Origin of the sequence: Rhizobium sp. P40RR-XXII (genome assembly GCF_012641405.1) — a bacterium.
In the GTDB taxonomy this organism is placed as follows: Bacteria; Pseudomonadota; Alphaproteobacteria; order Rhizobiales; family Rhizobiaceae; genus Rhizobium.
In genome coordinates, this window is sequence record NZ_JABAII010000006.1 from 158,581 (window position 1) to 172,268 (window position 13,688).

A 13,688-nucleotide genomic window follows, 5' to 3' on the forward strand; every position below is an offset into this window, starting at 1 on the left:
CGTCCAATGGCTCGGAAAGAACCCGGCCATAAGAGGAAGCAGTGATGAACGAGACCAAGCCATTGAGGATCGGCATCCTTGTCGCACGCGGGCGTGCGCTCGAAAATTGGGAGCTGATGATCCTGGATCGAATCCTCGCAGAACCCTCTCTGGAGCTCGCGGCGGTCTTTCCCCATCCCGATCCGTTCGAAGATGGCGCGACGTCGAAGCTGTTATCCTGGGGCGCACGGCTGGAGGCGGGCACCCTTGCGCGCCAACCGGCCTACTCGCCTAAATATTTCCATAGCCATCGCCATTTTATCGATTGCTACGATGCCGACAGCGACAAGACGTGCGCTGCCGTCACCATCACCGCAGCAATGCTGCGCCGTCTGAAGCTTGACCTTGTCATCCGCACGACCCCGAAAGGCATGGCGGACGATGCGATCGCCGCCTTGCCTTTCGGAGAATGGGCTTTCAATTTCTCCGACCAGCGATCCGCCGAAGCGGACTGGTTCGGATATGCCGAGGTCCTGGCACGCGCTCCGACTGCAAGCATCGCGCTCTATGCAAGATGCGGTGGCAAGGCCGACAAGCGGGAGATTGCAAGGGCGGAATTCAACATCAAACCCAGTGCGGCGAGATTGAGCGCCTTCGTGCGGGAGCGAAGCGTGACGCTTCTGATGCGCGAATTGGCACGGCTCGCCGACACAAGACAGTTCGACCCGCCCGCCCTCATCGAGGCAGCTGACGCACATGCACCATCGTCCGGCGATCTTCTTCGTTACGGTTGCATCGTCGCGGGCTCAGTCTCGGCCAAGGCGTTCAGGTCGATCAAGGCAAGGCTCCATGCCGATTCCGCCATATGGACCCTCTATACCGGGCACGGGCAGATCGATGACTTCGATCCGAGCGAGGCGGTCGAGATCCCTCCTTCCGACGACAGCATCAAGGCCGATCCGTTTCTCTTCCAGCACGAGGGCAAATGCTACCTGTTCTACGAGGCCTATGCCCGCGGCGATCGCAAGGCCCATATCGCGGTCGGCCGCTTCGACGGCGACGCGCTCACACCGGTCGGGATCGCGCTGGAGCGCCCCTATCATCTTTCCTATCCGTTCATATTCCGCGACGGCGATCAGATCTTCATGATACCGGAAACGCATCAGGCGCGGCGCCTCGAGATCTGGCGATGCTGCCAGTTTCCGTTGAAATGGGAGCTGCATGCCACGGCCTTCGAGGGCCAATCGCCGGCCGACAGCATTCTCAGCCGTCACGGCGGCAAATGGTGGCTGTTCACCAACCTGTCGGATTTTCATGCCTACGAAGATCACTGCAGCGAGCTCTATCTGTTCGAGGTCGATGGGCCGGCACTCACGGGCATCAAGCCGCACAAGCGAAATCCCGTCGTCATCGGCAGCACCGAGGCTCGCGGCGCCGGACGCATTTTCGAACATGACGGCAGGCTCCTGCGGCCCTCGCAGCACAACGCACACGGCATCTATGGTTACGGGCTCAATATCATGGAGATCGAGACACTCACGCTCGATGACTATCGCGAGCGCCGCATCCGCACTATAACGCCCGGCTTCAAGGCCGGACTGCACGGTTGCCATCATTTCGATGCGACTGGCGGCCGCTATATTGTCGATGCCAGGCTGACCATCTGACCTGCGCCCTCGTTGCGATAGCGCAAGCGAAGCCGGCGTCCTCCAGTCGAGGCAACAATCGCGCCGGCGAAGTTGACCGGCGTCGCAAGCTCCAGAACGATCCAGTTTTCCGGCGCGTCCGGCTCTCCTTCCAGTCGTTCCAATCGCGGTTCGGCCGAACCGTCGACGGTGACGTCGAAGCTATCCAGCGGCAACGACAGCCCGGCGCCATGCGCCTTGATGAAGGCCTCCTTGCGCGTCCAGCAGCGATAGAAACCATCCAGATAATACTCCGCCGGCAAAGACCGAAGCGTCTCATATTCCTTGCGCGAGAAGAACCGCTTTGCGACGTCCTCCTTCAAAAACCGGATTTCCTCGATGTCGACGCCAAGCTCGTAACGATCGGAAACGGCAAGGACGGCCAGATCGGCGCTGTGGCTGAGATTGAAGTGAATTGGGAGGGTGCCGCAGGCCGACACGGACGGCTTTCCGTGGTCGCCGTAATTGAAGCGGATCGCTTGCGGCGGGAGGTCGAGATAGCGCCCCAGTATCAGCCGCATCCCGCTTCTTGCGGCAACAAAGCGAAGCCTGTGGCGCTCATGAATGAAGCGATCTGCCCGAGCGCGTTCGTCGAAGGACAGCAATGTTGTCGACGAACCGAGATCGGGCAGCGGCACGTCCAGGCTCCAGCTCCAGACATCGATGACATCAGGGCCGATATTCTCCATGCTAGATCGTTGCATAGAAGAGATTGGTGGGTATGGACTTGGCCTGTCGCGACATTCGCCGGGCCATGTGCGCAACCAGCGCCACGGGATAGTTCTCGCCGAGACTGATGCGACAGCTGCGCTTCAGAATATCCAGCGTTTGTGCGCAGAGGTCCGGCGTGTACTCGATTTTCCGCTCCGTCCAGTGAAACGGATTCATCGCCGGATGGCCGGTGCGCTGCTGCAGTATCGGTTGCCAGTTGGTATAGACGTGGCGGCTGGAATCGAAAAGCCGATAGACGCCGCGCTTGTTTTCCTCGGCAAATCTCTTAGCCTCTTCCGAGGTCTCGAAGATGACGTGAAGCCCCGCCGCATTGCCGATATCGTTATGTGGCCCCACCATCAGCCGCGCGTTCTTGGCAAAGATTTCGCTGATCACGTCGTAACGCTCGCGCATGCGTGCGATCATCGGATCGAGCTTCTTCAACTGCACGTTCAACATCGCGCCTTGGATCTGGCTCGCCTTGAAATTGACGCCCAGCATGGGCGGCTCGTTGGCATTGTCGAGATGACCGCGAAACATGGAGCCGATGTCGTGATACATGCGGGCGCGCGCGAACAGCCGCGCATCGTTGGTCACGACCGCGCCGCCCTCCCCGCAATTTATGTTCTTGAATTGATTGAAGCTGAACGCTCCTAAATCACCGATGGTGCCGACCCGCTTGGTCTTGTAGCGCAACCCGACGGCCTGGCAGGCATCTTCAATCACCACGAGATTATTCTCGCGGGCTATGCGCATGATACTGTCCATGTCGCAGACCATGTTCGACATATGGACAGGAATGATTGCCCTTGTCTGCGGCGTGATCTTGCGCAGGATATCGTGCGGATCCATGGTGAGCGTATGGTCGACATCGACGAGAACGGGCACGGCGCCGGCTGCCAGGGGCGCCGCGGCGGTTGCGATCCAGGTATAGGCCGGCACCAGCACTTCATCGCCTGGTCCGACGCCAGCGGCCACCAGCGCCGAAATCAAGGCCCCGGTTCCGCTGCTTGTCGTGAGCCCATGCCGCACGCCGAACTTGGCGCAGAAATCGGCCTCGAAACGCCCCAGCGGGCCGCCGGTCTCGTCGCTGTATCGCGCCAGTTTTCCAGAAGCAAACACCGGCGCGAGCGCCAGCCATTCCCGTAACCCAACCTTGGCCATCGTTTTCGCTCCCCAGGAAACACGGCATTTGTAGAAGAGCCTAGCGTGTGATCGCCCCGTTTTCAGCATGGCTTTCCGACGGAAAAGAACATCGCAAACGATCAAAGCACCTATCCGAAATCGGTAGATGTCGCCCCACTCTATACCAATCGAACAATTATCCGAGCGCTCGCGACGATGGTAAAAACGGGAAAAGCGGATGGAAAACGACCATGATGAGCCGCGACTTGAGCTCTGTGCCGCATGGCATTGAAATATATGCAGATATCGCCATTATCGGTGGAGGGCCAGCAGCGATCGCGATCGCGCGAGAACTTGCCGATACGCAGATCCGGGTTCTCGTCGTTGAAAGCGGCAGCCACGATTACGAGGCCGAGGTTCAAGCGTTGAACCGTGTCGAAAATATTGGGCAGCCTTTCGGTTCGCCGAAGGGCACGCCCGAAGGGCGAGGCTATAACGGCAACCTGGCGTGGCTGAACGACATTCCGGCATTTGAGCTGCGAAATCGCATGCTTGGCGGCAGCAGCCATACATGGATCGGCAAATGTGCCGCCTTCGATGAAATCGACTTCGCCAGCCGGCCGTGGCTGCCGCTGTCCGGCTGGCCGATCGACCGTCGCGAACTGCTGCCCGCCCTCGACCGCGCCGGCGAGCTGCTCAATCTCGGACCCAATCATTATGACGAAAGCCTCTTTGCCCTGTTGCATTCACGCCCCGATGATCTCGGTCTGGACACGCAGCTGCTGCGGCCCTTCTTCTGGCAGTTCAGCCACATGCGCCATCCGCGCGCCGAGCCGACGCGATTTAATCGCCTTGCCCGCGATATCAGGGCAACGAATATAGATTTTCTGATGCATGCCACGGTGGTCCAGATCAATCTCGACAGCCCGGGCCGGAGAGTGACCTCGCTGGATCTCAAAAGTCCGACCGGCCGCAGCGCCAGCGTGCGCGCGGATACCGTCATTCTTTGCGGCGGCGGCGTCGAGAACGCACGCCTCCTTCTGGCATCGAATTCCGCGCAGCCCGCAGGCATAGGCAACCGACACGACGTCGTGGGGCGCTATCTCTGCGATCATCCCCGTACATCGCTCTGCCGCCTCACAGGGCGCGATATTGACGCTGTCGCGCGGCATTTCAATTTCTACGGCCTTAGCCATGGCAAACGGACGCATTTCTATCTGAGGGGACTATCTCTAAGCCCGGAAATGCAGGCGCGCGAAGGCCTCACCAATTGTGCCGCCTATCCCGTTCAAGTTCACGCGGACGACGATCCCTGGGCAGCGCTCAAGCGCTTGACGAAGGGGGCAAGCAAGACGTTCAAGGGCGATCTGCTGGCGGTGGCGAAATCGACCGATATGATTGCTTCGGGACTTTATAATCGCCTTATCCGTAAGCGCGGACTTCCGCATCGCTCGACCGAACTGCGATTCGACGTCATGGTAGAACAGCAGCTCAATTCCGAAAGCCGCATCACGCTCGCGGACCAGTGCGATCAGTTCGGCCAGCCTCTGGCACGCATCGACTGGAAGATTGGCACGCGCGAGACAAACAGCGTCAAACAGCTTGCACTGACGATCTCGAATGAGTTCGCCCGCGTCGGCCTGCCGAAACCACGGCTGCCGGATTGGATCATTGCCGACGAGAATGCCGGCGCGGCGTTCATGGATATGGCTCATCCTTCTTGCACGACCCGCATGGGAACCGATCCGCGAACGAGCGTCGTCGACACCAATTCCATGGTTCATGGCACGGACGGCTTGTTCATTGCCGGCAGCTCCGTATTTCCGACGCCCGGCCACGCCAATCCGACATTGATGCTGCTCGCCTTGTCGATCCGGCTCGCCGACCATCTCAAGCAACGGCACGCGGCCGCACAATCGCGCAAGCCGCGTGTCAGCGAGCTGGATCTATCCCTCCTCCAAGGCTACCCGAGCCGAAAATAAAAACCGGCGCTTTCGCTCAGTCCCAGCTCGGGATGCGTGTCGATAGCATGCGACAAGGAGGGAATGGACCAGCGATCGACCTGCCTATATCCAAGCTTCGTGATATCAGCGATGAATTCAGCCTCGTTGCGCATGTGGTAGGGGACGTATGACTTGCCGATCCGTTCAAGCGTAACGACGGTGCTGCCCTTGCGGAGCGCAACTTTATTGAGGACCAGATGGTGCGGCCGTGAAGGCATCTTCATCAGGAGGCCGGAGAGCGGCATATCGAGATATTGCATGAGCCCTGACCCGAGGAACAACGGCATCTCGCCCGCATCCTCTATCCGCTCGACAAAGCCGAGACCGGCCAGGCCTTCCTTCTGAGCAAGATCCTGTCCGGCATGAACGATGGCGGGTAGATCATAGACGAGCCAGCGAAACGAGCCCTCCAGCGGCAGCAGCGGGCGAAAGGCGCGATATTTCGTTCCCATATGACCGCCTGCATCGACGAGACCGTCGAGCTGGGGCAGCAGGCTGCGAATCCAGAACAGCACCGGATAATCCCAAGGCGTCACTTGGCACATTTTGGCGAAGGCAACGGTTGCGATCTCCTGGTGATCGTAACCGGCTAATGTCCGCCTGCGGGCGGCGGCCATGGCCGCGTCATAAGAGCCATAGGCGCCGGTAAATCGTCGCGGAAAGGGAGAAAGGTAATTCAGCCGTCCTCTGGCGAGCCGCAGAGGCGAAAGTCCCCGCACGGCGGTTTGCTTAGCTCCCTTGAAAACCATGCGCGCATGGTTCGACCACGATGAACTGGACCACAACGATGTTGCCATCATCCCCCTCCTTGTACGTGCCAGCCGGCCGCCGCCATCATCGCCTGACCGGCAAAATAGAGGTCATGCCTCCGAACATCTTTTTCAAAACAAACAGCGTGCAGGCGTAGATCGCGCTGCCAGCGGCCACCTGCAGCAGCACGGTCAATACACGCCGCATGCTGACCGTCTCGGCGAAATAGCCGAGCGTGTAGACCGCCGCCGCCATCAGGGCGATCGCGACCATAACATAGCCGCTCTTGCGCAAGACCTTTCCCCAGCCAAGACCGCCATAGTTCTTTTGCAGATGCACCGAGGTCAAAAAGGAGATCAGCGATGCAGCGCATTGGCCCCATGCTGCGGCCGTGACGCCGAAGGGCGCCAGAAGCAGGATCAGCGAGACGGAAACCAATGCGTTGAGCAGCAAGGTCGCGGGCATGCGCCTGATATTACCGGACAAGGACAGCAGAGCCTCGGTCACATAGCCTGGCGTCAGCAGAACCTGCTTCATGGAGAGAATCGCGACGAGGACCGCGGCAGGCGCCCATTTGTCACCGAGGACGATGTCGATCAGATTGGAGGAAATCAGCGAGAGACCGAGATAGATCGGCGTGGAAATTGCCATGAGAACCATCATGAAAACAGTCGCGGCGGCACCGGCGTCACGAACAGGCCTTCCGTCTGAACTCATCACCATTGCCGACCGGCGAAACAGCGTCCAGGCGAGCATCCGCGCCGGCTCGCCGATGAGCTCGGAAAACGCCGCGACGATACGCTCCGCCACACGGAAGTAGCCCGCCTCCGCAAGCCCGAGAAAGCTGCCGATCGCCAATGTTCCGGAATAGGAGCGTAGAAAGACGATCAGCCGGTTCGACAGAATATGACGCGAAAATTCGAGAATTTCGCGCGCAAGAGGCCAGGTCAGATATAGCCTGGGGAACCAGGCGAGCACGATTGCGGAAGCGCCAAGGCAGACCAGCTGCGACACGAGCCGGCCAGCCACAAGCGAAAACACGTTCCACCCGAGCCACAATCCCAGCATGGTGCAGCAAAGCCCGGCTAGCTCGCTCGCCATCCGGATTGCGGCCTGCCGGCGCAGCAACCCACGGGCGACTAGCAGCCCGTCATAAACGGCATAAAGCGACGACGGCAAGAACCAGCAGCTGAACAGAGCCAGAAGTAGCGCTTCGTGCGGCCGCCGAAAGATGAGCCACGCAACGGTCGCCGCCGCTAGGCCGACGAGCGTTACGAGAAGACCAGCGATGATCGAAATCGTTCCGACCTGGTCGAGTTCCCGCGCGCTACACTCGGCCTTCATGACGAATTCGCCCCAGCCGCCTTCGGCAATCACGACCAGCATGACCACGATGGCGGAGCTGAAGGCATAGAGGCCGAATTCCGCCGATTCCAGTACGCGGGCGGCGACAAGGAATATGAGGAGCTGGACGACTTGGGCGACGATTTTCGAAACGAGGGTCCATGCGCCGTCGCCGACCACCGACGGCATGCGCGAGCGAAGCCAATGACGCAGGCTAGTCCAGCCAACGTTCTTGCGGCGAAGCGGGAAACTGTCCATTAGCGCACCATCGCTGGAAGCAGGCAGGGGTCGAAACTCGTTTTAATGCCAGTTGAGGGAGAAATTTTCGCGAAATATAGGAGGAAGTTGAACAAACGCGTCCAGTTTTGCACCAGATAAAATGTATAGTGTTCCCATTCAGGACATGATTCCGTGCGATGAAGCGCTGCCTGTAAGCGAGAAAATCTGAAACTATACGATTTTATTTCACGAAGACATCTACCCTGCAGACCAAGGTCGGACCGAAATTCTCGGCAATAGAAGAGGAGCTTGCCGGCAAACGTCATGAAACACCACGCAGAGCCCCTTATGAAAGACGATAACCATGATCGCATCGCCTCAGGACAGTCGGGCAGATCGAGACAGAAATACCTCCTTCGGTGGATGCTGGTGATCTTCTGTCTCGCCGTTTGGGTTGCTGTAGCTGCGTTCTTCATTTGGTGAGACGTTCTTTTTCGTTGCGCGCGAGCAGGACGACGCCGGCGGTTTTGACGAGAATGGCGAAGTCGGTACGCATTGAACGACTGTGGAAATACTCCACGTCGAATTGAACGCGCTCTTCGTAGGTGGTGTCGGCGCGGCGATTGACTTGCCAAAGGCCGGTAATGCCGGGTCGCAGGCCAAGATAGCAATAAAGATCGGATCCGTAGCGCTCGAGTTCCGAAGCGACGACAGGGCGGGGGCCTACCATGCTCATGTCGCCGCGCTGAACATTCAGCAACTGAGGCAGTTCGTCGGCACTGCTCATCCGTAGATATTTCCCGAACCAATGCACGCGTGGATCGTTCATCAGCTTCTGCGTCGACAGCCATTCCAGCCTTCGAGGCTCGTTGCTGGCAAGTAGCTCCGCCAGCTGCCGGTCGGCATCCTTGCGCATCGTGCGGAATTTCAGGCATTCGAACGGCCGGCCGTCGCGGCCGATGCGTGTGTGGCGATAGATGATCGGACGGCCGTCGACCAGGAGCAGTACGATCGCGATCACGAGCAGCGCCGGCGCCAGAAATAGTAACCCCGCTCCGGAAAGAAGAATGTCGGCAATGCGTTTGGAGCGGCCCAGCCGCTCCGCCCGCTTCACGTCGCGGCGAGTTCTCTCACCGTGGGCAACGCCGTCAATAGTCGATAACATGGCTCGGACCCCTGACCACTGATATGCTTCGTCCAGAGGCTGCCAGCTGCCCTCATCATTGACAATTGACCCTGCGGGCATTGGGCTAGTCCCATTGGCGTAGGGGGAGAACACGCATCTAACCACAAGCATCAGCTCGTCTCATCGATCAGTCGATCCTCGGCCGGAATGTCAGCGTCCATAGCCGTTCCTGGACGCATTCTGACGGCATTTGCGCGCTTCAGCATGCCGTCGTATAGCGTCAGCAGAGCCTCGAGCCACGAAGCCGGCGTGTGAGCCAGGTCGCCTGACCGGCGGATGCAATTCACACTCATCAAACGGAGTAGCATATCGTCGCTGGCAAGCTTGCGTATGCCGCTTGCGAGCGTCTCAACCTTGCCGCTCTGAAAAGTGAGGCCACAGCCAAGCGTTACAAGCTCTTCGCCCAGAAGTGCAGCGTCGGGTAGAATCACGGGTATGCCGCTGGTCACCGCCTCGAGTGCCGCCAGACCGAAGGGTTCAGGCACCCGCGACGAAATGACAAGCGCGCGCGCCTCTTCGAGGATGGTGCGCATCTCGTCCTTGGACTTCCAACCATGAATGACGACCTCCGGAAAGTCCCTTTCCAGGCGCGCCCGACCGGCGCCATCACCTATGACGTGGAGTTTGACGCCTGCGAGCCTTGCCGCGATCGCCGCGTCCTCGAACCCTTTTTCAGGCTCAAGCCGACCGACAAAGAAGAAATCGCGCTTTTTCCATGGATCGGTCGGATGCGTGAGAAAGGGTTCGACCGGGTTGCGGATCGTTTCAATGTTGCTCGTCTGCACCTGCCCCCGCGCGAAATATTCGCGCATGCGCTGATGAACGACCACGATGTTGGCGGCAACCTGCCGGACGGGATAATAATGCTCCCTCACCAGATGGCGCGCGGATCGCCAGATCTTCTCGTGATAACCGCGCTTGTCGCAGTTTGTCGTCAGACATGCGATCGACATCGGCTTCAGGGGACAGACCTGGTTTTTGCGATAATTGGCGAACCCTCCATTCGGACAGGAGAGAAAATAGTCGTGGGCATGCAGGACGACGCGCTCGCGAACAGGCCACAAAGCGCGAAAGATCGAAGGCGACAGGATCTTCGACCAACCATGAACGTGATAGATGGTGCCTTCGGTGTCGACGCGCGAAATAAGGTCCTTCAGCGAAGCATGGGCCTGGCGGCTGTAAAGACCGCTGGCGAATGCGCTGAGACGCGCCTGCTGCATCAACGGCTGCGCCGCCAGATTGATGGTTTCGGGTGCCGGCGGATCGGAGCCGGCGGCATCGCCGGCGAAATAGGTCACCGCAACCCCTGCTTTCTGCAGCAAATCGGCCGAAAGAATCGCAAGATTTGACGCTCCGCCCACCCGGACGGAGCGATCGTTTATAACGACGACGCGATCGAGACCGAACGGACGGACCACCGGACTATTCCAATGCTTCGATATTCTGTGGCGCCAGCCTGCCCTTGAGCAGATCACGAAATGCGATGACGTTGCCTTTCAGCCGCCCCTTACGATCGACCCAAGGCTCCGGCCGCCACACCTTGATGAGATTGGCAGCAAGATTGCGGCCGATCTGCCCGGCGGCCTGCGGCACGCTCATCGTCCGTTTGCGCATCAGATAAAGCGGGTTGGCGATCTGCGAATAGCCGAGACGGACGCCGCCCGCGCGGCCACCTTTCGTGCCGAGATGAACGCCTTCCAGCTGTTTAGCGCTGACAACCTGGCCATAATGGGCAACGAGCCTGCTGAAATCGACGTCCTCAAGCCAGCCATAGGAGGGCAGGTTCTCGTCGAAGCGCAGTGCGGCGGCTCTGACGATCGCCATGCGAATCACCATGTTGCAGCCATAGGCGTTGTAGATCGGCCGAATTTGCATGGCGGGCTCTGACCGCCGCCGGCGCCTGCCGTCCACCAAACGTAAGCCATCGCGAACAGAAATGCCCGGGCCGGTGATGCCGTCCGCCAAGACCGTGCCGGTGCACATGGCAACGTCGGGCTGAAGCTGAAACAGCCGTTCCGCCTCCTCGACATAGGTCGAGGTCATCAGGAAGTCGTCGTCGAGGAAAAGAACGACATCGGCATCCTGCACGTTATCGAGTATCTTGTTGCGCTGACGGCAGAGGCCACGTTCGGAGATCAGGACCTGCACTGGAATATCGAGATTTCGAAGGCAGCTTGGATCGATATCTTCCGGCGAGGATAGGCAGACAATGATCTGATCCGGCTTGCGCGTCTGATTGGCGATATGCGGGAGAATAGACGACAGGATATCGCGGCGCCCCGAGCTTGCGATGCCGACTGCGACCTTCAAGGGACGGCTCGTCACCTGACCCGTGAGGCGCCGTGCAGACGCACGCACCTGGCGCCCTTCCAGCCTGCGGCGCCACAGGCGTGTCGGCTCGCGGCGACGCTTTTCGTAGCTTCGGTTGGCGATGATCCCAAGGATATTGACCGTCGTCGTGCCGAAGCTTGCGAGCGCATCTGACAATCGTTCGACGGTCATCTTGTTCGTCTGGCCAACGACCACGACGATACCTTCGAGATAGGTGCAGATGACGCGGGTGTCGGCGGAATCCTCGAAAGCCGACATATCGACGATGACGACCTTATATCGCCGCCGCAGCAGGTCGATCTCGGCCTTCAGCGCCGGCAGATGCCCATAGCGCTGAAAGGCCGCGACGGATTTTTCGGTCTCGTCGACGGTGACGACCGGAACTCCACCATGGCCCTGCACGATCTCCGCCTCGGGCTCATGATCGGCCTTCGCGACAAGCAGGCCGCCCTCCTGGGCAACGGCATAGCGGCGCGGCACGTCGTTGATGCTCAGCGCCTCCATGCCGAATTCCGTGCCGGACTCGGTCACCACGCAACTCAGTCTTGCATTGAGGAAGTCGGCATCGACCAGCACCACGGATGCGCCCTCATGCTGGTAGAGTTGCGCGAGATTGGTGGCAATCGTGGTCTTGCCTTCGCCGGTGCCGACCGAGGTGATGCCCACCACCATCGGCGCATTCGGTGGGAAAGCGGAGTCGATCGAATGCTTGACGCCGCGCAGGGCTTCGGAAAATTGCGAATAGGGCGTATCGAGCACGGATCTCAGCGGCAGCATCGTTCGTCGCCAGGTGGTATTCGCCGTCACCATGCTTCCGGGCAGGAACGACGGGCTCATATAGACCGGAACATGGCCGAGCGAGCTGATCCCCAATTCGCGCCGCAGCTTCTCGCTGGAGCTGACGCGCCGGTCCAGACCATCCCGCAAAAGTGCGGCCATGACGCCGGCCGCCAAACCAAGCATAGCCGTAAAAGGCAGCACGAAGGAGGATTTTGGCCAGGTCTTCGAAAGCGGCACCGCAGCAGCCGTGACGATGCGTACATTGCCAAGCGGGAAGGATTCCTTCTGCAGCGCACCGATCAGCTGCTGCAATATGCTCTCATACATCCGGCGATAGGTGGTGGCCCGGCTTTCCATTTCGGACAGCTCCACCCGCGCCAAATTCTTGTCCGTTCCGGCGTCCTTCAATGAGGTCAGCTCTTCGCTCAGAAGCTTCTCGCGAGTCTTGGCGACATCCAGATTTGACTTATACACCGCCTGGATGCGTTCGAACTCCTTGCGCATATCACCCTTTACCCGATCGATTTCCTGCTGGGCGGCAACGATCGCTGGATTGTCGGCATCATACCGGCTTCTCAGGTTGTTGAGTTTGGTCGTCGCTACTCCGAGATCCTCCTGCAGTTTCTGTATGCGAGAATTGTTCATCGTCTCGTCGACATCTCCCTCAAGCTTGGCGCCGGCCATGAGCTGGTTGAGCGTCTCGAGCTTGGCCGATTCGGCCGCGGTCTGCGCCCGGGCCGCGACGGCCTGGCTGCTGATCTCGGACAGCTGCTGCTGATCCAGGGAAGAGGACGTGCTGATCTCCATGATGCCGTTCTTGGCGCGAAATTCCTCCACGCTCATGGATGCTTCGCGCGCCTGCCTGCCGACTTCGATCAGGCGTGTCTCCAGCCATCTGGCGCCGCTCTGCGCGGCGGAAGCGCGTTCGGACAGGCCGGTGCTGATATAGGCTTGCGCAATAGCATTTGCCGCCCGCGCCGCCTTGTTGGGATCGACCGAGCTATATCCGATCTCGAGAATATAGGACTGGCCAACGCGATTGACGGAAACCCGAGAAAGGAAGGATGCCATGGTCCGGCGCATCACGTCGTCGCTGCTGGCTTCGGTCTTCGCGCCATCGTCACCATGCCTGAAAAAATTGACGATCGCGCGCATCCTGTCCCGCAGAGTGGCCTGCCATGATATGCCGCCTATGATTTCCGGATCTTCGGTGAGGTTGAGTTTCTGGACAACGGCGCGTGCGGTCGCCTCCGATTTGACGATCTCGACCTGGCTTGCGATCTCGGCGGCTTCGATGATGACCGTGCCGGTGAATGCATCCTGCGAGACGATGCGCCCCTGGTCCGGATCCATGACGAGGCGTGTGGTCGCCAGATAGATTGGCTGGGTTGTAGCCATGTAGAAGACGCCGATGCCGAGGCCGGCGGTGGTGAACAGGGCAAAAATCAACCAATGGCGCTGCACGAAACGCCAGACGTCGCGAAACGAAATATATTCGCCATCCCCCATGCTCTTGTTGTCCGACGGCGCGTTGCGCAAGCCTTTGCCGATTTCGTGAACTGCCATAACTATCGC

9 protein-coding genes are annotated in these 13,688 nt (G+C 59.6%); 2 read left to right on the top strand and 7 right to left on the bottom strand.

All coding sequences use genetic code 11. From position 1 onward, the window contains the following. Positions 1–44 precede the first annotated feature (44 nt). Positions 45–1,646 (top strand): hypothetical protein, encoded by a 1,602-nt coding sequence (locus HGP16_RS13740; protein ID WP_168840575.1) that lies wholly within the window; start codon positions 45–47, stop codon positions 1,644–1,646. Here HGP16_RS13740 and HGP16_RS13745 read toward each other — a convergent pair. Then, positions 1,616–2,353 carry a 4'-phosphopantetheinyl transferase family protein gene (locus tag HGP16_RS13745; RefSeq protein WP_168840576.1) on the bottom strand — a complete coding sequence of 246 codons (738 nt, stop codon included), beginning with the start codon at positions 2,351–2,353 and terminating at the stop codon, positions 1,616–1,618. The genes HGP16_RS13740 and HGP16_RS13745 overlap by 31 nt on opposite strands. A gap of 1 nt (position 2,354) precedes the next feature. Next, a complete protein-coding gene (locus HGP16_RS13750) occupies positions 2,355–3,539 on the bottom strand; it encodes a DegT/DnrJ/EryC1/StrS family aminotransferase (RefSeq protein WP_168840577.1) in 1,185 nt (394 codons plus the stop codon). 212 nt (positions 3,540–3,751) lie between these two features. Between HGP16_RS13750 and HGP16_RS13755 the strand changes: the two genes are divergently transcribed. Beyond that, positions 3,752–5,482, top strand: a complete 1,731-nt coding sequence (locus HGP16_RS13755) for a GMC oxidoreductase (protein WP_168840578.1) — start codon at positions 3,752–3,754, stop codon at positions 5,480–5,482. On the opposite strand, the gene HGP16_RS13760 is transcribed toward HGP16_RS13755, so the two are convergent. The 5 genes from HGP16_RS13760 to HGP16_RS13780 all read right to left on the bottom strand — a co-directional run bounded on the left by HGP16_RS13760 (position 5,464) and on the right by HGP16_RS13780 (position 13,679). Then, positions 5,464–6,300, bottom strand: a complete 837-nt coding sequence (locus tag HGP16_RS13760) for a methyltransferase, TIGR04325 family (protein WP_246705529.1) — start codon at positions 6,298–6,300, stop codon at positions 5,464–5,466. The two genes, HGP16_RS13755 and HGP16_RS13760, sit on opposite strands and share 19 nt — an antisense overlap. A gap of 37 nt (positions 6,301–6,337) precedes the next feature. Beyond that, positions 6,338–7,855, bottom strand: a complete 1,518-nt coding sequence (locus tag HGP16_RS13765; protein ID WP_168840579.1) for an oligosaccharide flippase family protein — start codon at positions 7,853–7,855, stop codon at positions 6,338–6,340. 433 nt (positions 7,856–8,288) lie between these two features. Next, positions 8,289–8,981, bottom strand: a complete 693-nt coding sequence (locus tag HGP16_RS13770) for a sugar transferase (protein WP_168840580.1) — start codon at positions 8,979–8,981, stop codon at positions 8,289–8,291. A gap of 131 nt (positions 8,982–9,112) precedes the next feature. Then, on the bottom strand, positions 9,113–10,420 hold the full coding sequence (locus HGP16_RS34545; protein WP_168840581.1) for a glycosyltransferase family 4 protein: 1,308 nt from the start codon (positions 10,418–10,420) through the stop codon (positions 9,113–9,115). 4 nt (positions 10,421–10,424) lie between these two features. Beyond that, positions 10,425–13,679, bottom strand: coding sequence for a GNVR domain-containing protein (locus tag HGP16_RS13780; protein ID WP_168840582.1), 3,255 nt, complete (start codon positions 13,677–13,679; stop codon positions 10,425–10,427). Positions 13,680–13,688: the final 9 nt, after the last annotated feature.

Excerpts from the sequence above, each read along its gene's own strand:
- HGP16_RS13740 (WP_168840575.1), top strand. The coding sequence starts at position 45 with ATGAACGAGACCAAGCCATTGAGGATCGGCATCCTTGTCGCACGCGGG.
- HGP16_RS13745 (WP_168840576.1), bottom strand. The coding sequence starts at position 2,353 with ATGGAGAATATCGGCCCTGATGTCATCGATGTCTGGAGCTGGAGCCTG.
- HGP16_RS13750 (WP_168840577.1), bottom strand. The coding sequence starts at position 3,539 with ATGGCCAAGGTTGGGTTACGGGAATGGCTGGCGCTCGCGCCGGTGTTT.
- HGP16_RS13755 (WP_168840578.1), top strand. The coding sequence starts at position 3,752 with ATGATGAGCCGCGACTTGAGCTCTGTGCCGCATGGCATTGAAATATAT.
- HGP16_RS13760 (WP_246705529.1), bottom strand. The coding sequence starts at position 6,300 with ATGGCAACATCGTTGTGGTCCAGTTCATCGTGGTCGAACCATGCGCGC.
- HGP16_RS13765 (WP_168840579.1), bottom strand. The coding sequence starts at position 7,855 with ATGGACAGTTTCCCGCTTCGCCGCAAGAACGTTGGCTGGACTAGCCTG.
- HGP16_RS13770 (WP_168840580.1), bottom strand. The coding sequence starts at position 8,981 with ATGTTATCGACTATTGACGGCGTTGCCCACGGTGAGAGAACTCGCCGC.
- HGP16_RS13780 (WP_168840582.1), bottom strand. The coding sequence starts at position 13,679 with ATGGCAGTTCACGAAATCGGCAAAGGCTTGCGCAACGCGCCGTCGGAC.